Raw genomic sequence first — 20369 nt, 5'->3', positions numbered from 1 at the left:
CCCCTCATACCATTTGGCTGAGACGGTGTTATTTTATGAACAATTAAGGAACGCAAGGACGTGGCCGAGCAACAGCAATACCGCTTGAAAATCGACGTTTTCAGCGTCGATAGCCTGCCTATGGCCCGCCTGGCGGAGTACATGGCGGAGCTGGCCGCCCTGCTGGGCGAGCGTGAGCGCGTGCATTTCTCGCACATGGAGAGGGGCAGCGCCGTCCTGGTCTCGACCATTGAGCCGGTCGCTTTTCCGAAGGTCGAGGACCGCGTCACCCGCGTAAGCCAGGGCGAAGGCCCGAAGGATGCCATGCAGGCGTTCAAGAACATCGACAACCTGCTGGCCAAGGACGGCGCCATTGCGGTGCTGACCGGGCCGACGGTCGGCCAGGTGATTGAATTCCCGGGCCGGACGCGGCCCAAGCCGGTGAAGTATGGGCCCTTCCGCGAGGTCGGCACGCTCGATGGTCGCATTATCCGGATCGGCGGCCGCGACGAGACCATTCCGGTTTGGCTCAAAGACGGGGATGTTGAATATCATTGCAATGTGCGCGGCGAAGAGGTCGCGCGGCGGCTGGCCCCCTATTACTTGAACGGCGTCATCCGCGTGCATGGTAGCGGCAAATGGGTGCGCGAGGAAAGCGGCGCCTGGAGCCTTGAGCAGTTCGACATCACCGATTTTGAGGTGCTGGATGACAGCCCGATGGTCGACGTCGTCGGCAAGCTACGGGCGGTGGAGGGCAGCACCTGGCATGAGAGCGACGACGTGTTGAGCGATATTCTCGGCCTGCGGCGCGACGGCAAGGAACGCCACTAAATGGCAGTGGTGGTGTTCGACACGTCGTTCCTGGTGCCGCTGCTCGATCCCCGCGTAAAGGGTGTTGGCGCGGTCGACGCCAAGCTCACGCACCTCATCGAAACACTCGACAAACAGAAAGACGTCGTCATTGTCCCGACACCGGCACTGAGCGAGGTGCTGATTGGCGCCGGTGACGCAGCGCCACAGTATCTCGAAATCCTCAACAAGACGCCGCGCTTTCGCATTGCGCCGTTCGGGCCGCGTGCGGCCGTGGAAGCCGCAGAGCGTCATCGCCAAGCCGTGCGCAACAAGGACAAAAAGGAAGGCGCGACCAGCTGGGATAAAGTGAAGTTTGACCGGCAGATTGTTGCAATTGCAAAAGTTGAGGCCGCGGAGCGGATATATTCCAACGACGACGATATTTACCGCATCGGCAGAGCAGAAGGGCTTGAGGTCATCCGGCTGCAGGATCTGCCCGACCCACCGGAAAAAACGCCCGACCTCTTCGATCCAGTCAAGCCGTCAAATCGTTGAGCGCTCTGCCAAGTCGGCATCCGGCTCAGCCCATGGAAAGCCGCTCGCTGCGCCAGGCCGGATGGGTCAAGGCCGCGAAGCGCGAAGCTTGGCCTTGACGCAGCTCGAATGGCGCAGCCTGCTTCGCGTACCAAGCCGCCCTCATTTGTGTTGAGTGAGCGGTGGGAAAACCCGCACTTTGACGCCCGCTTCCGATAGCATTTCATGCGCCACCTCGAAGCTCCGTTGAAACGTCTGGTCTCCCGCGGGCACCTGATAGGTGTTCAGCTGAATAATGCCGCTCTGAATTATACCCCTGGTACAGTCGGCACAGGGGAAAAGGTTTGTGTACATGCGGCAGCCTTCTGTGCTGATGCCGGACCGGGCTGCGTTATAGATTGCGTTGCGCTCTGCATGTTCAAACCAATAGTACTTCTCTCCGTTTTCACGGGAGTGACGCTGTTCCTGGTCCCCGCGCACCTGGCGCGGTAGGCCATTGAAGCCGATGGCCCGGATATCATTTGCCGGTCCGACAATAACCGCGCCCACTGTTCTGCTGCGATCCTCACTCCAGCTCGCGACGAGCTGACAGAGTTCGAAGAATCTGCGATCCCATTTGGTCATCGATTCGAGAGATTCAGGCATTCTCTAGCACCTCGGGACGCATTTGCATGATTGTAGGACAGCATATTCTCGACAGGAAACTGGTCGTCGGTGGGTCGGCCAGCAACCTGAAAAATAGTACATTTGATCTGACCGTCGGCGAGATTGTTCCGATCGGAAAGAAGGCAATCAAGGAACGGCGAAAAAAGCAGCCGCCTTCTTCGTACTATCTTGAGCCACGCGAGATGGTCTGGGTCCTTTCCCGGGAAGAGTTCAATATGCCGCCGGATGTGACTGGCATGGCAACCCTGCGGACGGCGTTCACCAAGCAGGGTATACTGGCACTCAACGTTGGGATCATAGATCCTTTCTTCCGGGGACCGATTAGCACGGCACTGATTAACTTCTCGGATCGGCCTCGGCGTATCTCGGTCGGCGACAAGTTCTTCCGGATCGCATTTTTCGAGCACGACGACGTAAGCCAATACCATGTCAGGGACGAGAACGTTGATCGGGCGGCATACGTCCGTAACCTTGAGGAAATCTCCTATTCCGACTTCTCTCCCAACTTCCTGAATATTCCTAAGTTTGACGATGAATTCTATTTCCAGAAATTCTGGAGCATCATCGTTTACGGCCTCACGCGGAACTGGAAAGTATCAATTCCGCTGCTGGTGATCACCATCATTGTATTCGGTTTTCTGCTTCATCTGGGGCTGTACGACTACTTGGCTGCCAAGCTCGAGTTCGTAAGAACCATACGCGACAAGCTGAAAATATGACGCCGCCCATGTCAGCGGCAGCGGGTCGACGATCGGATCAGTGTAAGAAGGTCGCCTGAACGGCGTGGCAAGCAGTCAGCCACATCTTGTCTCGTGGTGGCCGACCGGCTGCCGCCTCTGGAACCCGAGGCTCGCGCATGCATCGCCACCGTTCGCCTTCAGGGTCCGTAAACCAAACTCTCCGCCTCGTAGTTGACTTCCGAACAAAATACGAACATACATAGAATGTATTCAACATAAAGCCTTCGCCCACAAGATGTTGGGGCGGAGATGCTCGACGCTCGGGCCAGCGGATTCTACTGCTGGCCCGTTTCGATTCTCGCGGGATAGTGGGCAAGGCTATGGGCCTGACATCGTTGGAGCTGTGCGCAGGCGCGGGTGGACAGGCGCTGGGGCTCGAAGCGGCCGGCTACGAACACGAGGCCCTCGTCGAAATCGAGGCGGGCTTCTGTGAGACGCTTAAGCACAATCGCCCGCACTGGAACGTCATCAACGCCGATATCTCGAAGTTCAACGCATCGAAGTTCCGTGGCATTGATCTCCTTGCGGGCGGTCTGCCCTGCCCGCCATTTTCCGTCGCGGGAAAGCAGCTCGGCGAACGCGACGAGCGCAACCTCTTCCCTGCGGCGTTGAAGATCATCGAGCAGACCGATCCAAAAGCGGTGATGATCGAAAATGTGCGCGGCTTTCTTGAAGAAGTTTTTCTTGAGTACCGCGAGAGCTTCAGGTCCCAGCTCTTCAACATGGGCTATCTGACGGGCTTCCGCCTACTCAACGCGTCCGACTTCGGTGTGCCACAGCTGCGGCCGCGGGTGGTCATCGTCGCCCTTAAGCGGCAATACTGGGACCACTTCGACTGGCCGCAAGTGCTCCCGCAAAATCCCCCGACGGTTGGCCAAGCTCTCTATCCGCTCATGGCTGCCAATGGCTGGAAGGGCGCCGCCAAGTGGCGCGACAAGGCTGACGACATTGCGCCGACGATCGTGGGCGGGTCGAAGAAGCATGGCGGGCCCGATCTCGGCCCGACGCGTGCCAAGCGAGCTTGGGCCTCCTTAGGAGTCGATGGCTTGGGCATCGCGGACCGCGCGCCTTCAGCTAATGATGATGCCGACATCATGCCGAGACTTACGGTTCCGATGGTGGCGCGCATTCAGGGATTTCCAGAGAATTGGGAGCTTAAGGGGCGCAAAACGGCTGCTTATCGCCAGATCGGCAATGCTTTTCCACCGCCGGTTGCGCAAGCCGTCGCCGAGAAGATTAAGGTGGCGCTCTCCTTCAAGCGCGCCTACCGGATCGTCAGAGCCGCCTGATCCACAGACGCGATTCGGATTCATTTCTTAGATCTGCAAGAGTTGCCCGCAATGCGGGTGATTCGGCATCATCTGGACGAAGCGCATCCTGACTACGCGGTGCTTTCGGCCCTTCGAGACGAGATCGCGGCGCGTGCAGGAGGTTTGGAAGCCCTCACCGCACGTTTCCCTGAGCTCGTGCGCGACGCCGTCGACTTTCTCCTTGATCCAGTTCGCACGGCGAGGACCCGGCTGCACGAGCTGGACAACGTCGAAAAGACCTTCATCGGCCTGAAGCTGGAACATTTCGTGCGGGATATGCTCGACGTGCCCAAAGGCCTTCGGGACCTGCACATCAACGGCATGGACGTCGACATCAAAAACACGACGGGGGACAACTGGTCCATCCCGCAAGAAACTTACAATAATGCAGAACCATGCTTGTTGATGGCGGTCGATGAGACGGTACACCAATGTTTTCTCGGCCTGATCATCGCGAAGCTAGAGTATCTGCACGGCGGTGTAGGCAATCGGGACACCAAACGCGGCGTCAGTAGCCTTGGATTTCAGCACATCTTGTGGATCGTGAACGGCGCGCCCTTCCGGCAAAGCCGTTTTATGGATCTCGACATGAACCGCTTTCGCGAGCTTCGCAAGAATCTGTTAGGCAACGAACGCGCGGCCCAGTTCTGCCGCGAGAACCTTCGCCGTGTTATCCATCGTGATGTGGCGCACGCGCTGCTCTTTGATCACTATGACTACATGAAGCGCCTGCGAGCCAATGGCGGTGCACCGGATATCCTGCAGCATGAAGGCATCGCCATACTCATCGGCACCTATTTGAAAGACCGTATGATGGCGGCAACCCTGGGTATCTCCAACCTTGCGCGCGATGAAATCGTCGCGATCGCACCCGAGAATGACGAGCAGCGCACCGCGATGCGCGAAGCAGGACTGATTGTCTAAGTGGCCGACAAGCTGACGCCCGAGCGTCGCTCGGAGAATATGCGGCGCATCAAAAGTAAGGATATGAAGCCTGAGCTACTTGTGCGCCGCATGGTGCACGGCATGGGTCATCGCTACCGGCTGCACCGCAAGGATCTCCCCGGCAAGCCCGACCTGGTGTTCGGCCCAAAGCACAAAGTGATCTTTGTGCACGGCTGCTTCTGGCACGGTCACGAGCGCGAGGGCTGCTTAGACGCGCGGCGTCCAAAATCAAACACCGACTACTGGAATCCAAAGCTGACGCGCAATAAGGAGCGAGACGCCGAGCGAATTGCCTCCCTTGAAGCTAACGGATGGAACGTCTTGGTGGTCTGGGAATGCGAAACGAAAGATGCTAAGGCTCTGCAGTCGAGGCTGAGGAAGTTTTTGAAATAGAGCCATGCGATACGATTACAGCAAGATCGATGAAGTTCTTCAGAATACGCTTCAGTGGCTCGGAGAGGAGCGCTTCTCCACGCTGAAGGTGACTGAACTGGAGAAGATGATCCGGGAGCGCGAGACCACCACTCCGCTACCCTCACGCAGCCAATTCCGCGCAGCGATCCACGAATTCCGGACTAAGCGTTGGCCCAATGCGGCGCCGCGGCGCCGAACTTAGGTTGTTGCTCAGGCCAGGCGTGCGACACGCTGTAAGCTCGATACGAGTTACACGTGGCGAGTTAGCCGATCGGCTATCGACGGCCCAAAAGGACAAAATTACTGAGGCCGGTTGCGATGCGCCAAACCCGACGCTACAACTGTGCCTCATGTCGGAGTGTGGCTCAGCCCGGTAGAGCACTGCGTTCGGGACGCAGGGGTCGCAGGTTCGAATCCTGCCACTCCGACCAACCCACTGCGATGGCATGCAGCGTATGTCGTAGACATTCGAAATTCTCGAATATGTCGTTAGCACCGATACCAGGCGCAATCCTTCGATTTTGACGCATGAGCGGCCGTATAGTTTCGGGTCAGGCGTTGCCCTTCCTCGATTTGTGCTTGTGTCATGGTTTTGGCGAGTTCTTCGCGCCGCTCCGCCGCTTGCGCGCGGTTTTCAGTAGCTGCGATATTCAACCACATGTAGGCCACGGGCAACTTTTTCGTTCGCCTATACAGTTCGGCCAGCATGACCGCAGCCTCTTCATGGCCCGCGTCCTCAGCCTGCTCGTACAGTTCGGCGGCCTGGGCATAGTCCTGAGGGACGCCCCGCCCGCTTTCATACATTGTTGCGAGGAAGAATTGCGCCCGAGTATTACCTGCATCAGCCGCCTTCTTAAACCAGTAGGCTGCAGCTTTGTAGTCTTGGAACGGTGAGCTGTTGTTCTTGCCGCAGTCCAATGAGATCAGATATCCTGTGCATTCCTGATAAAGCAATTCGCCGAGACCAGCTGCCGCCGATGTCGCCATTTCCCTGCTCGCTTCAGGGCTGCTAGCGACCTCCCCGAAAATGTGCGCCGCGGCCGCATCGTTGCGGCGTGGGAAATCGTAGCTCGCATATAGCCCACCTAGCCAAAGCTTTGCTTGAATGTTTTTCTTCGAGGCCTCTTTGAGCCATCGCTCGGCTTGATCAAGGTCTTTGTCGATCTGGCTTCCGTCAGGCATATGCCGCATTCCTTCCCGGTAGCTCATGCCAAGCTCGATCTGAGCATCGACGCTACCGAGCTTCGCCTTAGCGATCAGGCGCTCGACATCCGTTTCGGCGCGTGCTGGGCTTGCAAGTGTCGCTGCGCAGAAGATACCCAGGCATAGCAGCCCTTTTGCAAATTGCAGCAAGGTGACCCCCTACTTCTTTCCAACTGAGTATGCGCAGCCAGCATAGAGCTGCAAGGCCCGTGAGCGGCACCGTGCCTATGTTTTTGGGCCCGATTCAGTGCCATCACCCGGTCGGAGGACCGTCTATAGGGGTTAGATCAGCGACGGCGACTCATGATAAATTGAGCTATGAAACTTATAAATGAAATCGTCGCCGAAGCGTTGGACAACGACAAGCCGATTGCGAGCTTGCTGAGAAAGTGCCTTGTTTTGGCGTTCGACCTAAAGAACGACAAGCTAAAGGGCTGGGTGGAAGGGGAACTGAACGGCTACGATGATAGCGACAATGTGCCGAGCTATCGGACTGCAAACCTCTTTTCCAAAGGTAACTTTTCCGGCCCGTTCAACGCCTGGATTCCGAACCGGCCTCTCCCATTGGGGGTCTTGGATGAGAAGCACCGTGAGATCCTGACGCCCACTTATTTCACCGAGCCAATTGCCGCATATGAACTCACGAGGAAGGACGGCAAAGGAACCTACGTGATCAATTGGCCGCCGGACCTTATCTTATTGTACCAAACGAAATTCATAAAGGGATACGGACTGGCACAGGCCTGGCAGGAAGTATCGGAAGGTTTGTTTAGGTCCATAGTTGATACGGTGAGAAGCCGCCTACTGCGGTTCGCCTTAGAGATACGAGAAGAGCTCGGGGCCGTTGACGACGAACCCTTGAAAATTCCAACCGCAAAGGTCGATGCAGCCGTGACAAATTTTATCTTCGGTGGCAACAACGTGATTAACAGTCAGGTCGAACAGCTGTCTCAGCAGGGCGATACGATCATCGCCGGTGATTTCACCGCCCTCGCCGAGGCGCTCAAGGCGATTGGCGTTGCCGAAAGCGACATTGCTGAATTTAAAGAGGCTGCAGACCTGGACGCGGCCGGTCACCAATCAGGCGTTGGTCAAAATACCCAAAGCTGGCTGAGCAGCTTAGCGAGCAAGATGGGCGGGGCTGCGTGGAAAATTGGCACGGCCGCCGGCATCGATGTTGTCAGGGATTTAATCACTAAGCATCTAGGCTCGTGATCTCACTTCACTGGTCACTGTAGACCGGAGTGCGGCCCTCAACGGTCGCGCAAAAGCCGCCGCTGCGCTTCGAGGTCGGCAATCTTGACCCGCAAATCAGCGGCGTCGCCTTCCAGACCGGCGGCGTAAGCAAGATACTCTTCGCGTGGAATCTGGGCAGTCGGGTCATCCGCCGCCTTGAGCATGTCGTCGCGGGTGTTCTCGGTTTTCCTAAGCTCGGTCTTGAGCGTGAGCAGCTGCGCGTTGATGTCGTCCAGCGAGGTCATTAGTGCCAACAGTCTTCATGAGTTTTCTTGTGAGCCCGAAGGCGAGAACCGTATTCGCGCGCAGTAACAGCTGCAGCTCCGCGCATAGTTGATGGTTAGTGCCTGCGGCCTCCAGGCGCCGCCTAAGGCTCTGCTCGTTGGCCTCGTTGGCCTCGATTTCCTGGATGATTTCCTGGCGGTTCATCTGGACACGATGGACCGATGGTCAGGACATCGTCAACGCACGGGCGGCCGCAACTGCTCATTCCTTAAGCAGCCTCAGCATCGGCGCATTGCGTTAGTCGCCTCAAGACATACGCGTGCAATCGTGAATAGGATTACACGATTGCAGATTATGCGGTTCCGCTGCTCGGTGCCCAAAACGAGGATGGCCTGATCCACGGTTGTGTTGGGCAGCAGCAATTGCACGGATCTTCAATCCGAAGGGCTCGTCCACGGTAAGCGAAATGGAGGAAACGCACATGGATGCCGACCGCCAGTACGCCATAGCCTCACTGCTCTTCGATTACGTGAAAAGCCCCTCGTTACGGCACCTACGTGAGCCTCACAGCGTACATAAGCTTGCCCGGGACATACTACTCGCCGTCGATCGGGCCAGTTCGGTATGGAAGAAATGGGAACCGCAACGGGAGGAGATCGCAAAAGCTGCTGCTCCGTGCTGGATACCAATAGAAGACCTTCAAGCCTTCTTAAATAGCCTGCCCGGTCCCGCGTTGACGAAGACAGACGTTGAGCAACGCTTGCGGGCGATCTGGGAGGAGCCTTACGCAACCTACCCTAAGGACGAGCTAAAGATCGGTTGCCTGGCGCTGTATCACTCAGAAGCGGCACAGGGCACCGAACTGCGTGCAATCATCGGGGCGCTGGAAGAGCACATCGAGCGAGAAGACGACAGGCTCAGGCGAGAACAGGAAGAGAGCTATCACCGCTGGAAAGAGGAAGAGAGGGTAAAGCTCGAGCAGCGCTTTCTCTCGGGCGCGGATTGTGGGTGGACCCCCGTCAACAAATCCGACGCCTTTTATTGCCGTCGCAATGGCCGCACATTTCGTATTATTCAGGGCAAGGATAAGCGATGGACCCTCTTCCGCGTCAAATCGATCGAAGACAAAGGTGAGCTGCTCGGCCAGTATCAAGGTCGCGGAGATGCAAACAAAGCGTTGAAGACGATTGCTTATGCGAATGAGCCGTATGGTTACTAGCGATAACCGCGCTTGAGTTTTCGCGTCCAGTTCAAGGCCATGGCAATATCGGCCGCGCCTCGGCTCCGATACGTTTCGATGCGAACGGTGCCCGCACGGCCGATGCGGCCCCATTCCCTGATCAGTGAGCATTCGCCGAACAGCGTCGGCTGGACATCCAGCTTGTAGAACCGCGCCATATTGCGGTGGTCGTCGATGCGGGTAAGCATGATGGCTGTCATGCGATTTCCTCCTCTTTTTGTTTTTCAATTGATTCTGGAGAGTCTGTGGTCAGCTCAATGCCAAGCAGACGCTTCGCGTCGTCGCGAAGGTCCCCTTCTGGCGAGACGAAACGATAGAGCGTCTGGCGTGTGATATCGAGTTCTCTGCAGAGCTCGCCGACCTTCGTGTCGCGGTTTGCCATCCCGGCCTGGGCCAACCGCACCTTTGCCGGCGTCATCTTGAACTTGCGCCCCCCTTTCCGGCCGCGGGCGCGGGCCGAAGCCAATCCGGCGCGCGTACGCTCGGAGATCAGGTCGCGCTCAAACTCCGCAAGCGCCGCGAATATTCCGAAATTCAGCTTGCCGGTGGCTGTGGTGGTGTCGATCGCTGACCCCTGACCGCTCAGGACGCGGAAGCCGATGCCGCGCTCGACCAGATCGTGAACAGTGTTTACGAGATGGCGCAGATCGCGACCAAGGCGATCTAGCTTCCACACCACCAGGATGTCGCCCTGGCGCAGCGCCTTCAGACAAGCCGCCAGCCCCGGCCGGTCATCGCGGCGGCCGGAGGCCAAGTCCTCGTAGAGGTGATCCGGTTTGATGCCAGCCGCAAGTAAAGCATCCTTCTGCAAGTCCAAAGTTTGAGAGCCATCCGCTTTGGAAACCCTCATGTAGCCGAGTTGCATCTTCCTCCTGTCACCCAAACGTTCGGTTGTGTGACAGGCCTGCTGAACTATCATAGCGGACGCAAAGTAGTCACTTATCCCGTTAAGGAATCTAAGGCTCGCAAACGGGTCCCGACAAGCCATTGAGTGACGCTTCCTGATTAGCGGTGTTGCAGAGTTGTCGCTTTCATAAGTATCCCTTCACGGGGCGCAGAACTGCGTTTCACTGGATGTACGCCGATGATAGGTTGTCCCTGAAGCCGATATCAAAGCCATGCAGCTTGTCAGTTTGAAGGAATGGGACCTCACAGCCTTAGCTGACGGCGAGCGCCGAACTCGGCTCCTCGATCCGCCACCACCACAGGACCTCATTGAAGCAGTCGTCAAAGATGCTGAGCAATCCGCCAGACTGGGCAAAGTGCGTCTCATGTGGGAAGTCGCAATCGACCCAGATGCTCCGCCCGAACTCGCACGGATATGGGCGCAAATCCCGGTGACGGAGATCGTTTTCGACCAGCTCTTTAACGGTCGAAGCGGCTACCGCGCTCAGTACTACTTGTCACCCAGCGACGGCTTGATCTTCAACCGCGCCATCGTCGATGGTCTCATTTCGGCGGTGAAGCAGGCCCACGCAATTACTTCCCTTGCCGTGTCCTTCGACCTGGTGGAGCAATCCGTTCGTGAGGCGCACTCAAAGATTTGGATATTCAGGGATCAGGCGGCCTTCGACGAGGCTCCAGAGAATATTCTGAATCCGCCGCGCTGGGTTGCCAACCGAGCTATTCGGGGCCGGCGCATCCCACTTCCGGCTCACTTTATGATCGATCTAAAAGGTACGTTCATTGACCCGGCAAACGGGAGACCATGGGTGGACATGCTCAAACTCGACCGTGCCGAAGTCCTCCATGCCAGAGGGTTCACCTAAGCCCCCGGTACGGCCCCTCACCTGTTATTGTGTGGCATGAGGATCGAAAACGTCATGACTCAGGTGTGAAGAAAGCCCGCAAACCGAACCTTGTGACACACTTTGTCTCCGGTTCAGGCTGTCGCAGATGGGTGCACCCTAAAGACATTCTCTTGGGGACCGAAAAGCGCCATCGCCGCAATTGCAGTTGGTCATGCTAGGCTGCTGCGCGGTTTCCGCGCAACGCTGCTTTTTTATACTTACCAAATATGATGGACCTGTTTGACGCTATCGGCATCCGCGCGCTTCTGCGGGACCACCACCCCTTCTACGTATACGTTCTGTGCCGGCCGAGCGGCGAACCGTTCTATGTGGGCAAGGGAGTCAATTTTCGCTGTCTTCAACACGAGGCCGACGCGAGAACAACAAAGGCTCTGACGCACAAGCTGAACGTCATCCGGAGCCTTCATCGCCAAGGCCAAGCGGTCGCTTATCGCATCGACAGCTCATATCCAGATGAAGCGGGGGCGTTGTCACGAGAACGCACATTGATCGCCGAGATCGGACGACATGACCTAAAGCTTGGCCCACTCACTAATCAAACGGACGGTGGCGAAGGAACATCGAACCCATCCGAAGAAAGCCGCCAGCGCCGCCGCGATTCGCTATGGGGTGAAGCCGAAGACCCTGAACGTCAAACGATCAATCGGTGGTTTCAGAAGCTGACCCCGGTCAAGTCAGTCCCCATTAAACCTGCCGCCACATTCACGCGGGCGGCGGGCCTGTGGAAGAATGATGACACGATCGGCATGAAACCGCGTCAGGCCGGCGCGGTCATCGCTACTGCCTTGGCGAACGGCGTCTTGCTAGAACCCAATTGCTTACTGCCGCGCCGGCTCGAAGTCGAAGGCACAGAATACATCATCGAAAACGGGGTTGGCCGCGACATGGTATCGAACGGGATGATCGAGGTCCACGAAGCCACCCCGACGCGAGAAATACTCAAGCTAACCACAGCCGGGCACGCATTCGTCGTGAAGACCTTTGGCAAGTCTACTCTGATCGACGCCGGTCTCGTTGCGCCAGAGGCACCTTAATTACCCATACTAGGTTGCCGAGCGGCAGCGAGCTGCTCCTGGCGGTATTGCCGCATGAGGGTCCCGATCTGTTCAAAGTGCGAATCTGGCCGCGATCGAACATGTTCAAGCAGCCCTGGTCCCCAACGTTTCTTGTCGGCCCGCGCTGCTTTGCGAAGTCCGGGAAGCCTTTCATCCATTTCGGTCATCACCGCCCGCACCTTCGCTGCGTCATCGGGCGGCAGTCCTTCATCGGTCCATTCGATGTTGGCAGAGGAGATAGACCATAGCAAAAAGGCGCCAGCCTAACCGGGTGACCGGCTGGAGAGAGAGTCATGCAGTCGGTGCAGGCGATGTAGATTTGCGCATCATTTTCCGAATCGTCAAACGGAAGGCTGTCGTCGACACGATCGGCGGGATGTTTAAAGAAGTTTCTCGCCGCATTCATCACTGTCCAAGCTTGACGAAGATCGACGATTGCTGGTGCCGTAGACGCCCTGGCTGCCGCCATTACCGAACACTCCATAGCCGTTAGCGGTAGTACTCCCATACACGCCAGACGCCCCGGCCTGGCCGTACACGTCGCCGTAGTTAGCAGGCCCGTAGAACAGGCCACCCCAGTTGCTACTGGCGTTCTGCGTTGCGTACACGCAGCCATTGGCAAAGTTGACGTTATTGCCGTTGGCCATATTAAGGTTCGTAATCGCCAACGCCGACGCAGCCGTTGGCGTCCTTCTTGGCATCGCTCGGATAGCTAATCGTGTTTACGATTTCACGACGACAAACGAAGAGCCCCTGCCGAAGCAGGGACTCAACGTATTCAGGTTGGCTCAGGCAGTCCGTAGACCCTACCTTCTACCGTGGCGCCGGCAGGCAGCGACGTGATCGTCGTGCCGCTCAGGTAGAGGCCGCCGCCGACCGACAGGTTATCGGGCAGTGACGTGATCGCCGTGCCGCTCAGGTCGAGGTCGCCGCCGACCGACAGGTTGTCGGGCAGCGACGTGATCGCCGTGCCGCTCAGGTCGAGGCCGCCGCTGACCGACAGGTTGTCGGGCAGCGACGTGATCGCCGTGCCGCTCAGGTCGAGGTCGCCGCCGACCGACAGGTTGTCGGGCAGTGACGTGATCGCCGTGTCGCGCAGGAAGAGGCTGCCGCTGACCGACAGGTTATCGGGCAGCGACGTGATCGCCGTGCCGCTCAGGTAGAGGTCGCCGCCGACCGACAGGTTGTCGGGCAGTGACGTGATCGCCGTGCTGCGCAGGAAGAGGCTGCCGCTGACCGACAGGTTATCGGGCAGTGACGTGATCGCCGTGTCGCGCAGGAAGAGGCTGCCGCCGACCGACAGGTTATCGGGCAGCGACGTGATCGCCGTGCCGCTCAGGTCGAGGTCGCCGCCGACCGACAGGTTATCGGGCAGTGACGTGATCGCCGTGCCGCGCAGGTCGAGGCCGCCGCCGACCGACAGGTTGTCGGGCAGTGACGTGATCGCCGTGCCGCGCAGGAAGAGGCTGCCGCCGACCGACAGGTTATCGGGCAGCGACGTGATCGCCGTGCCGCTCAGGTCGAGGTCGCCGCCGACCGACAGGTTGTTGGGCAGTGACGTGATCGCCGTGTCGCGCAGGAAGAGGCTGCCGCTGACCGACAGGTTATCGGGCAGCGACGTGATCGCCGTGCCGCTCAGGTCGCTGCCGCCGCTGACCGACAGGTTGTCCGGTAGCAGCAGCTTGCCGTCGTCGCTCAACGGAATGTCGAGCGTCACTCTCACAGTTCTGGTCATGGAAAAATCCCTTGGCTGGGCCTCCGTCACGCCCGGAGGCGATGACGAAAGGCCGATCGCCAAAGGCGAAAACGGCATGCGTGAATAAACCTATTCTGGGACGATCGTGGCTGATTTCAAGTGGGCCGCGAACCTTTCAGGTTAGCTTCCACCCAGTCGAATTTCTTCAAGCCTTTCCTGGATTCGACTTGAAAGGCAGCCTGTCATTCCAAGAAAGAGTTTCAGTTCGGCAGGTGAAAAATAGAGATCACGTATGGATACGATGCTGGTAACCACGCTGCCTTTGAGCGGGCGCACCGAGATCTTTGATGCGTCCGAATGCGCATACTCCTGCTTTCTTAAGTCGAGCAGCCTCTTGTGAAATGCCATCTCCTGGCTATCGTATTGCAAGAGTCTGTGTGGGAAGTTGATATTGCCGCGTCCAGGAGCGAAGGGTCGGGCGTAGGCCACGATCATCGTGGTGATAAACGCGGTCTGCTGAATTCGTACACTGCCACGCCGCATGAATGAGTAGGTGTGCCACCCCTTCTTGAGGATGAATTCCGCGCAAGAGCGAGCCACACCAATGTCCCCGTGGGAGGCGTATAGTTTCGCATAAAGTGCGCGATCTCTCGGCAACAGATTTGCATCTTCAATCATTGCGCCACCAGCTGTGATAGTCATTAGGCATTCCATGACAGATATCTTCAAGTTCTGGTCGACCATCGGGAAAGCGGAGACGATCCATCCGCTGGACCGCCCGGTGTTTGCCCGCCTCAACAACTCGCACGGGTTCGACCTGCGTTGCCTGCCATCCAATTTTGCGGGGAAGCTCCGAACCGCGCCCATCGTGCTGCTTTACCTGTCGCCCGGTTTTTCGGAAACCGATGTCCGCATGGCCAGGTCCAAAGAAGGTCGGGAGCGGTATGTCAAGCAGCGCACCGGGAGGTCGGGATTCACCGACCATCACCCTGAGGCTGCCAGATGGCGCAAAGAGCGGTTAGCCTGGTTGGGTGATCCGAGTGATGTCAACGAGAAGGTCGCCATCGCGAACATCGGGGCCTATCACTCCCGCACCTTCACGGATCATCATGTTCTCGCTGCGCTTCCGTCCAGCCGTGCAATGCTCGATTGGGCGCAATCGACCCTATTCCCGCAGGCAGAGCGCGGCGACCGGCTTGTCGTCTGCCTGAGAGCCGCAAATTTCTGGGGGCTTGAGCCCGGCCGACGATATGGCAAGGCCCTGTTCGCGCCGCACACGACGCGCAGCGGCCACATGCGGCGAGGAAAAATGCGCGACGACATCGAGCGAACAGCCCGGCGCTACATCTAGGGCCGGCACATTTGCAGCCGCTGGGTCGTCGGGTCGATCCGCAGCGTATACCAGTGGGCTGCGTCGCAAGGCTCGTTGCCGGTGTTGGTCTGCGCCAGCGTGCCGGGGATCCGCACCGCCCCCGAAGAAACGTCGGCGACCGCGTTGATGCTGCCGCTCACGATGCGGTCGGCCGTCGATCCGGCGCCAGTGATACTGACGCCGTTGACCACCAGGTTGGTGGCTGAAATGGTGCCGTTGACTTCCAGTGCGGTGGTAGGCGTGACGGTGTTAATGCCGACATTGCCGCTCCTAACGATGCGCATTTTCTCCAGTGTGTTGACGTAGAACGCCATCACATTGTTGAGGAGGAGGTCGTAGCGAAGGTTACCCGATGCGGAAGTCGTCGTGGGCGATACCTTGTCGAACGAGACGGACGCTGCGCCGGACGAGCCGCCAGTAATCGTGATATTTGAGGAGCCACTACCGTTGGAGGTATTGGCAGCAAACACCGCGGCCGTACCGCCACGGTTGGCGCCCGAAGTGAAAAAATCCGTCGCAAGGCCATTCGTGCCCCCCCCCGCACGACGATCTAGGCCGAATTGCCGACGAAGGGGGTGCTGCCTGAGACATCGAGCGTGGCACTGGGGGTGAAGGTGGCATCGCCGACTGCTACACCTCGGCCGCTGGCCGGCGTAAGCAGGATATCCTGGTTGGCGCCGCCTTGGATGCTGCTGCCGAGCGTCAGGTTGACGTTATCGGCGGCTGCATTGGTGTCTGCAATCACCACGCGCGGCACGGTGCTGTTGCTGACGTAAAGTGCGGAGCTGGCCATAAGGTTGCCGCTGGAATCGCGGAAGATAAGACTGCCGCTGGTGCCGCTGGCGACATTGGGCGTGCCGGTGAGACTGACGCCGTTCACTACGGCTGACAATAAAGCTAAGCAGCTGAAGTGTATCGTCGGCCGACTAGTCTAGTTTCGCGTCAGCGGTGTGGCTGCCCTGCGGACTATAAGCTTTGTTCGGGCGTTCCCCACCGATGCGAGCGACACGATCAGGAACAAGCAAGCCCCATTCTGGTTGGCCAGCATGCCCCGGTATTTCTTTCATTTGGCCGGCCAGATCCCGGCCCGTGATCGCCTCGGCCACGACCGCGCGAATGACAATGAGGCCAAGGATCAGGGCAGCTTCATCGCGCACCGGATCGGAACGGAAAGACCGAGTATGGTTCGTGAGGGCAATTTCATCTCGGTAACGGATGAAAAAAGACGCGAAGTCGTTCAAATCCCCGGGCTTCGACGACGGCCTGACGGTTAGTCGTGCGGCGCTTCAGTAATCAGGCCGGAAACGTCCGGCTCTTCAATCCCAGCGTCGATGTCATTCGACCGGTTACAGGCGCAGCGCATCCCGGCGCCGCACATGCAGCCATCGGGGTCATCGGTCCAAGCGAGGTGCGGATGGTTCTCACACACCCAGCCCAGGCCATGGCAGATCGGGCAATTCGGGTTGATCACAGCGTGTCGGGCGTCCGCAACGGTGAGGACTTTCTTCGTTGATGAGCTCCTGCTCGGCCAAATGCCAAAACTCCTCATCTCGGCCTTCGGGCTTGCCGGCTTTTTCCCACAGTTCGTAAGCCCGGGCTGCGACAGCTTCGTCGATCCGTCTGTTCATGCGGCCTGCTGCCTGTTCTTTCGGTAAGCCTCGATCGCGCGGTTGGCGAGCATGAGCTTTCGCTGTTCTCCGGCCAGCGCCATCTTGCCGATTTCCTTCACCAGGAGCTGGCTGGTCTCATAACCGTCGACAATTTCGCCTGACGCTTCGAGAAAGTCCCAGGCGATCTGGACGGCACTCTCTACAAGGACGTGTACGCTTTCACTCATAAGCAGAAAACGTCCGGGGATGCAGGTACGTTCCTAAAGCGAAGGGCCCCCGCCGGATACGAGGGCCCTTCAAGAGCCTGGGGGGAGGAGAAACCCCCAGCCCCTATGTCGGGGATTGAAGACCCGGCGAACTCATCCACCCGCCGAGATGGGCAGCCGTCTCAGGCTACCGGGCTTTCTTCACGAGCTGTTCGCGCTCAGCCCCTGCCGGCATCTGCTTCGCTCGCTCACGGCCTCTCGCCGCGAACTTATGGAGCCTCTCCTGCAGGGTTTCTGTTTGTTTGAACCGACACCGTTTCTTCATGGCGCAGCTCCCTGTTGGTATGGGGCGGGAGCGCTGTGATGGGCGTTCTCATCACCGGTAGTTACCTTTGGCCGTACGGCGATGGGGTCTACGTAAGAACAATTTTGCGGACCGCTCTGCAACGTAGGTTACTTTCTGAAGATCCCCCTGAACGAACTCGCGCGCAGCAAGCCTTCGGAGGTGATGTCGCGGTACTCGATTTCCGCGGTAAAAACCGGCTCAACCCATGTCGCCTTGGGCTTTCTGAGCGGCTTACTCAATTTGCTCTTTGGACTGATAACGGTATCCAAGGCCTTGCGGATCCTGCTTGAGGTCGTGCGATCCCAGCCGGTGCCCACTTTGCCCATGTAGACTAGATCTTTGCCTTCCTGCTTCCCAAGATACAGTGCGGCGACACCCGACGGGTCTTTGACAAAGCCGACAACGGGGAATGTGCCGCGTAGAACGGCTTTGATTTTGAGCCAGGCCTCATTCCGGTCGGACCGGTATGGCGCGTCCTTCTTCTTGGAAACGATCCCCTCGTAGTTGAGCTTGGCCGCGTGCTCGAACAGCGGCTGGCCATCACCCTCGATATGCTCGCTGAACAGAACCGGCGGTTCGAGCTCGTAGCTATCAAACAGCCCCTGCAACATGGCCTTGCGCTCAATCTGGGGCCTTCTGCGCAAGTCCTGACCATCGAGCCACAGGAGGTCAAAGGCGTAATAGAGCAAACGGTCCTGGTCGCCTCTGGCGAGCTCGGCTTGCAATTCGCTGAAGTTGGTCCGCCACTCGTGAACCACCACCACCTCGCCGTCGACGATCGCCTGGCCAGGAACGTCGAAGGCGGCGGCGATTAGCGAAAAGCGCTTGGTCCAGTCCAGCCCGTTGCGGGTGTAGGCCTTTTTGCGCCCGCGGTTGACGTGCAGCTGGATGCGGTAGCCATCGTATTTGATTTCGTGCAGGTAGCTCCCCGAAGGGGCCCTGCTCCTCAAGGTGGCAAGCTGGGGCTTGATGAACCCCGGCATCTCGGCCGTACGCTTAACCATACGCAAACTCAAAAATAACCTATGCAAACGACAGCGAGTATAAGGGGGTTTATTTGGTGCTCCCATGCTCGACGATGAATTTAACAAACAACGGGCCAATTTGGTCCGCGACCTGGCCAGCCGCGCCGACCCTTTTATTAAGCGGCGCTTGCTCGATCTGGCCTTGCGCTACGAGAGAGGGCCAGCCAAGACGAAGCCCCTGCCCCTCGTGGTGCTGAACGACCGGAGGCCTGCAGACCAGGCTGACGGGGGTAACGCTGACAACTAACCCGCTTATTCAGAGCCGCTGTGATCGGGCGGCTGGCCCGACTGCACACGCGCAGCCTCGCGGGCCTTCTCGGCAAAGGCAATGACGGCTTCGCGCGCCTGCGGGTCGGTGATCTCCGCGAAGGCCCGCAACAGCCTCAACGCCTGCAAATCCTTCTGCGTGGCTTTCATCTTCCCTCCGACACAAATTATACGGCGGAGAGCACGTGTCGGCTCACGAAACCAAAGAATATCCTTAAAAACGGGCACCGTAGTTCAACGGTCTTGGACCCTCAGTACTGCGGACGCCTGAGCAGTTCTGGCAACCGCGAAATCGCCTTGGCGATGCGCCGCGCCTCCTCTCGCGAGAGGAAGTTGCTGGCGTACTGATATTTGCTCCGGTGCAAATCATCACGGTGCGCGACACCGCAGATAAAGAAGCCGTTGGCATCCTTCACCCGGAATCCGTCCTCGTGTTCTTCCATCACCCAGGGCGCCGGAAACCGCCGCAGGTTGTCCATCAGGCTCTGCGATGGGCGGGCGTGCCAACGATGCGCTTGCCCGACGCGTAAGTCTTGCCGAGCTTTGCCTCGCCCTTCTTCCGGTCCCGTTCCTCGACCAGACCATCCACCTTGGTCTGCATCCGCTCCAGGAGAGCCTCGGCCGATGTTGTCGGGATGCCCGCGCGCTGAAGGGTGAGGATCTCCTTTTGCTGACGGCCAATTTGCCGGCGCATGTGCTCGATTTCGGACCGGATGTATTCAAGTGTCGGCATGATAGGCTCTGGAATGCGACGAGCATCAAAAGAACAAAATAAGAACAATTAGTCAAGCCGGTCGTAGCCCGAAACAATCAAAAGGCCGAAGAGAAAAAGGAGTATGGCCCGCAGCAAGGCGAGGACCGTTCTCCGGCCCTGAGACCGGTTAATAACGGCACCCGGCGCGCGCCGCAGTGAAAGCGGTGCACGGGCAGCGGCGTGACCGAGTGCCTCCGGCGAAGGGTTCAATATCGCTTGCGTGAGGGATTGTGACCCGTATGGGCGGAGACGACAGGCTCCGGGCGCAGCCTAAAGCCCGGCCGTAGGCGCGCCCGCCTTCTCGTGAGAGGATGCAACCACGAATGGCCCACACAAACGTCGTCGCTATTTGACGTTCGATGAATCTGTTGAAGGCAACGCGGCGTGGCCAATACGCCAGCCCACCGGATCAAACATAACGCGGCGGCGCCGATACTTCTCGAACTTCAATAATGGATTTTGATCGTTGAAATAGTTGCCAACCTGGGTCTTGAACGCCTCGGCATTGTCCCACAGACCGACCGTCACGTATGATCGAAAATTACCAAGAGAATCGGGATCAAGATGCCAAGTGGTGTCGGGAAATTCTTTAACGGGCAGCGAATCGCTCAGGAACTCGGCGATAAGACCGGTTCGATCGCCAATAGTGTTGTTACCTTTCCAGTGGTCAAGAAAGGCTTTGATGTTTTCGTCGTCGGGTCTGATGCGCCAATGAATGAGGACTGCAATCATGGTTGGCCTCGCTCTGCTATAAGGTCTGAGTAACACGGTCGAGCAACAGTACAGTTCTTGCTCTTTAGCAATCCAACCGCAGCCACACCAGACAGGGGACGCATCTCACATACACGTCCCGATCGGGTCGTTTCCAGGCGCGCAGAATGTAGAAAAGGCTCTCCCGTAGGAGAGCCTTAGCATTTCGCAAACAGGATGAAGGCCGCGGCGA

General features: G+C 58.3%; 30 protein-coding genes, 1 tRNA gene and 1 pseudogene. 15 read left to right on the top strand and 17 right to left on the bottom strand.

The window, feature by feature from the left end; translation table 11 throughout:
* The first annotated feature begins 60 nt into the window (after nucleotides 1-60).
* A complete protein-coding gene (locus tag ACVWZM_RS25615; RefSeq protein ID WP_456855244.1) occupies nucleotides 61-810 on the top strand; it encodes a hypothetical protein in 750 nt (249 codons plus the stop codon).
* Nucleotides 811-1326: a type II toxin-antitoxin system VapC family toxin gene (locus ACVWZM_RS25610; RefSeq protein WP_456855243.1), complete on the top strand. Its 516-nt coding sequence runs from the start codon at nucleotides 811-813 to the stop codon at nucleotides 1324-1326.
* 141 nt (nucleotides 1327-1467) lie between these two features.
* Here ACVWZM_RS25610 and ACVWZM_RS25605 read toward each other — a convergent pair whose 3' ends face one another.
* Nucleotides 1468-1950, bottom strand: a complete 483-nt coding sequence (locus ACVWZM_RS25605) for a deoxycytidylate deaminase (RefSeq protein WP_456855242.1) — start codon at nucleotides 1948-1950, stop codon at nucleotides 1468-1470.
* A gap of 26 nt (nucleotides 1951-1976) precedes the next feature.
* On the opposite strand from ACVWZM_RS25605, the gene ACVWZM_RS25600 reads away from it, so the two are divergent.
* The 6 genes from ACVWZM_RS25600 (at nucleotide 1977) to ACVWZM_RS25575 (ending at nucleotide 5811) form a co-directional block, all read left to right on the top strand.
* Nucleotides 1977-2690 (top strand): dCTP deaminase domain-containing protein, encoded by a 714-nt coding sequence (locus ACVWZM_RS25600; protein WP_456855241.1) that lies wholly within the window; start codon nucleotides 1977-1979, stop codon nucleotides 2688-2690.
* Between the two features lie 341 nt (nucleotides 2691-3031).
* The gene (locus tag ACVWZM_RS25595) at nucleotides 3032-4000 is read left to right on the top strand and encodes a DNA cytosine methyltransferase (RefSeq protein ID WP_456855240.1); all 969 of its coding nucleotides are present in this window, start codon (nucleotides 3032-3034) and stop codon (nucleotides 3998-4000) included.
* A 51-nt stretch (nucleotides 4001-4051) separates the two neighbouring features.
* Complete coding sequence (locus tag ACVWZM_RS25590) at nucleotides 4052-4945, top strand: NaeI family type II restriction endonuclease (protein WP_456855239.1); 894 nt, start codon at nucleotides 4052-4054, stop codon at nucleotides 4943-4945.
* Nucleotides 4946-5359: a very short patch repair endonuclease gene (locus ACVWZM_RS25585; RefSeq protein ID WP_456855238.1), complete on the top strand. Its 414-nt coding sequence runs from the start codon at nucleotides 4946-4948 to the stop codon at nucleotides 5357-5359. It abuts the gene before it with no gap.
* 4 nt (nucleotides 5360-5363) lie between these two features.
* On the top strand, nucleotides 5364-5582 hold the full coding sequence (locus ACVWZM_RS25580) for a hypothetical protein (RefSeq protein ID WP_456855237.1): 219 nt from the start codon (nucleotides 5364-5366) through the stop codon (nucleotides 5580-5582).
* Between the two features lie 152 nt (nucleotides 5583-5734).
* Nucleotides 5735-5811: transfer RNA gene (locus tag ACVWZM_RS25575), tRNA-Pro, on the top strand.
* Between the two features lie 58 nt (nucleotides 5812-5869).
* On the opposite strand, the gene ACVWZM_RS25570 is transcribed toward ACVWZM_RS25575, so the two are convergent.
* Entirely contained in the window at nucleotides 5870-6733 is an 864-nt protein-coding gene (locus tag ACVWZM_RS25570; protein WP_456855236.1) for a tetratricopeptide repeat protein, read from the bottom strand.
* 168 nt (nucleotides 6734-6901) lie between these two features.
* Here ACVWZM_RS25570 and ACVWZM_RS25565 point away from each other — a divergent pair, with 168 nt between their 5' ends.
* Nucleotides 6902-7798: an AbiTii domain-containing protein gene (locus ACVWZM_RS25565; RefSeq protein WP_456855235.1), complete on the top strand. Its 897-nt coding sequence runs from the start codon at nucleotides 6902-6904 to the stop codon at nucleotides 7796-7798.
* 38 nt (nucleotides 7799-7836) lie between these two features.
* On the opposite strand, the gene ACVWZM_RS25560 is transcribed toward ACVWZM_RS25565, so the two are convergent.
* Nucleotides 7837-8064 carry a hypothetical protein gene (locus ACVWZM_RS25560; protein ID WP_456855234.1) on the bottom strand — a complete coding sequence of 76 codons (228 nt, stop codon included), beginning with the start codon at nucleotides 8062-8064 and terminating at the stop codon, nucleotides 7837-7839.
* A 461-nt stretch (nucleotides 8065-8525) separates the two neighbouring features.
* Between ACVWZM_RS25560 and ACVWZM_RS25555 the strand changes: the two genes are divergently transcribed.
* Complete coding sequence (locus tag ACVWZM_RS25555; RefSeq protein ID WP_456855233.1) at nucleotides 8526-9263, top strand: hypothetical protein; 738 nt, start codon at nucleotides 8526-8528, stop codon at nucleotides 9261-9263.
* Here the strand turns inward: ACVWZM_RS25555 and ACVWZM_RS25550 are convergent.
* Nucleotides 9260-9484, bottom strand: coding sequence for a WGR domain-containing protein (locus tag ACVWZM_RS25550; RefSeq protein WP_456855232.1), 225 nt, complete (start codon nucleotides 9482-9484; stop codon nucleotides 9260-9262). The two genes, ACVWZM_RS25555 and ACVWZM_RS25550, sit on opposite strands and share 4 nt — an antisense overlap.
* Entirely contained in the window at nucleotides 9481-10149 is a 669-nt protein-coding gene (locus tag ACVWZM_RS25545; protein ID WP_456855231.1) for a recombinase family protein, read from the bottom strand. The genes ACVWZM_RS25550 and ACVWZM_RS25545 overlap by 4 nt, the downstream gene beginning before the upstream one ends.
* 253 nt (nucleotides 10150-10402) lie before the next feature.
* On the opposite strand from ACVWZM_RS25545, the gene ACVWZM_RS25540 reads away from it, so the two are divergent.
* Both ACVWZM_RS25540 and ACVWZM_RS25535 read left to right on the top strand, forming a co-directional pair.
* Complete coding sequence (locus ACVWZM_RS25540) at nucleotides 10403-11053, top strand: hypothetical protein (protein ID WP_456855230.1); 651 nt, start codon at nucleotides 10403-10405, stop codon at nucleotides 11051-11053.
* Nucleotides 11054-11301: 248 nt separating this feature from the next.
* Nucleotides 11302-12129, top strand: a complete 828-nt coding sequence (locus ACVWZM_RS25535) for a GIY-YIG nuclease family protein (RefSeq protein WP_456855229.1) — start codon at nucleotides 11302-11304, stop codon at nucleotides 12127-12129.
* 401 nt (nucleotides 12130-12530) lie between these two features.
* Here ACVWZM_RS25535 and ACVWZM_RS25530 read toward each other — a convergent pair whose 3' ends face one another.
* The 3 genes from ACVWZM_RS25530 to ACVWZM_RS25520 all read right to left on the bottom strand — a co-directional run bounded on the left by ACVWZM_RS25530 (nucleotide 12531) and on the right by ACVWZM_RS25520 (nucleotide 14548).
* A complete protein-coding gene (locus ACVWZM_RS25530; protein ID WP_456855228.1) occupies nucleotides 12531-12797 on the bottom strand; it encodes a hypothetical protein in 267 nt (88 codons plus the stop codon).
* 131 nt (nucleotides 12798-12928) lie between these two features.
* Entirely contained in the window at nucleotides 12929-13885 is a 957-nt protein-coding gene (locus tag ACVWZM_RS25525; RefSeq protein WP_456855227.1) for a hypothetical protein, read from the bottom strand.
* Nucleotides 13886-14026: 141 nt separating this feature from the next.
* A complete protein-coding gene (locus ACVWZM_RS25520; RefSeq protein ID WP_456855226.1) occupies nucleotides 14027-14548 on the bottom strand; it encodes a hypothetical protein in 522 nt (173 codons plus the stop codon).
* A 10-nt stretch (nucleotides 14549-14558) separates the two neighbouring features.
* Between ACVWZM_RS25520 and ACVWZM_RS25515 the strand changes: the two genes are divergently transcribed.
* Nucleotides 14559-15197 (top strand): hypothetical protein, encoded by a 639-nt coding sequence (locus ACVWZM_RS25515; RefSeq protein WP_456855225.1) that lies wholly within the window; start codon nucleotides 14559-14561, stop codon nucleotides 15195-15197.
* On the opposite strand, the gene ACVWZM_RS25510 is transcribed toward ACVWZM_RS25515, so the two are convergent.
* Both ACVWZM_RS25510 and ACVWZM_RS25505 read right to left on the bottom strand, forming a co-directional pair.
* A complete protein-coding gene (locus tag ACVWZM_RS25510; RefSeq protein WP_456855224.1) occupies nucleotides 15194-15688 on the bottom strand; it encodes a hypothetical protein in 495 nt (164 codons plus the stop codon). The two genes, ACVWZM_RS25515 and ACVWZM_RS25510, sit on opposite strands and share 4 nt — an antisense overlap.
* A gap of 80 nt (nucleotides 15689-15768) precedes the next feature.
* The gene (locus tag ACVWZM_RS25505; RefSeq protein WP_456855223.1) at nucleotides 15769-16098 is read right to left on the bottom strand and encodes a hypothetical protein; all 330 of its coding nucleotides are present in this window, start codon (nucleotides 16096-16098) and stop codon (nucleotides 15769-15771) included.
* 166 nt (nucleotides 16099-16264) lie between these two features.
* Here ACVWZM_RS25505 and ACVWZM_RS25500 point away from each other — a divergent pair, with 166 nt between their 5' ends.
* Complete coding sequence (locus tag ACVWZM_RS25500; protein ID WP_456856773.1) at nucleotides 16265-16492, top strand: DUF6894 family protein; 228 nt, start codon at nucleotides 16265-16267, stop codon at nucleotides 16490-16492.
* Between the two features lie 193 nt (nucleotides 16493-16685).
* Here the strand turns inward: ACVWZM_RS25500 and ACVWZM_RS25495 are convergent.
* From ACVWZM_RS25495 to ligD, 3 genes and pseudogenes are all read right to left on the bottom strand, one after another.
* Nucleotides 16686-16846: pseudogene (locus ACVWZM_RS25495) on the bottom strand (DUF2934 domain-containing protein).
* Nucleotides 16843-17055 carry a hypothetical protein gene (locus ACVWZM_RS25490; protein WP_456855222.1) on the bottom strand — a complete coding sequence of 71 codons (213 nt, stop codon included), beginning with the start codon at nucleotides 17053-17055 and terminating at the stop codon, nucleotides 16843-16845. Before ACVWZM_RS25490 ends, ACVWZM_RS25495 begins: the two are co-directional and overlap by 4 nt.
* 432 nt (nucleotides 17056-17487) lie before the next feature.
* A complete protein-coding gene (ligD, locus tag ACVWZM_RS25485; RefSeq protein ID WP_456855221.1) occupies nucleotides 17488-18384 on the bottom strand; it encodes a non-homologous end-joining DNA ligase in 897 nt (298 codons plus the stop codon).
* 64 nt (nucleotides 18385-18448) lie between these two features.
* Between ligD and ACVWZM_RS25480 the strand changes: the two genes are divergently transcribed.
* Nucleotides 18449-18652 carry a hypothetical protein gene (locus tag ACVWZM_RS25480; RefSeq protein WP_456855220.1) on the top strand — a complete coding sequence of 68 codons (204 nt, stop codon included), beginning with the start codon at nucleotides 18449-18451 and terminating at the stop codon, nucleotides 18650-18652.
* Nucleotides 18653-18657: 5 nt separating this feature from the next.
* On the opposite strand, the gene ACVWZM_RS25475 is transcribed toward ACVWZM_RS25480, so the two are convergent.
* The 4 genes from ACVWZM_RS25475 to ACVWZM_RS25460 all read right to left on the bottom strand — a co-directional run bounded on the left by ACVWZM_RS25475 (nucleotide 18658) and on the right by ACVWZM_RS25460 (nucleotide 20158).
* Nucleotides 18658-18822 carry a hypothetical protein gene (locus ACVWZM_RS25475; RefSeq protein WP_456855219.1) on the bottom strand — a complete coding sequence of 55 codons (165 nt, stop codon included), beginning with the start codon at nucleotides 18820-18822 and terminating at the stop codon, nucleotides 18658-18660.
* Nucleotides 18823-18923: 101 nt separating this feature from the next.
* Entirely contained in the window at nucleotides 18924-19151 is a 228-nt protein-coding gene (locus ACVWZM_RS25470) for a hypothetical protein (protein WP_456855218.1), read from the bottom strand.
* Nucleotides 19151-19405: a hypothetical protein gene (locus ACVWZM_RS25465; protein WP_456855217.1), complete on the bottom strand. Its 255-nt coding sequence runs from the start codon at nucleotides 19403-19405 to the stop codon at nucleotides 19151-19153. Before ACVWZM_RS25465 ends, ACVWZM_RS25470 begins: the two co-directional genes overlap by 1 nt.
* A gap of 366 nt (nucleotides 19406-19771) precedes the next feature.
* A complete protein-coding gene (locus ACVWZM_RS25460; RefSeq protein ID WP_456855216.1) occupies nucleotides 19772-20158 on the bottom strand; it encodes a hypothetical protein in 387 nt (128 codons plus the stop codon).
* Nucleotides 20159-20369 lie beyond the last annotated feature (211 nt).

This window comes from Bradyrhizobium sp. USDA 4501 (genome assembly GCF_054062115.1).
This window is presented reverse-complemented; position numbering and strand designations above follow the sequence as displayed.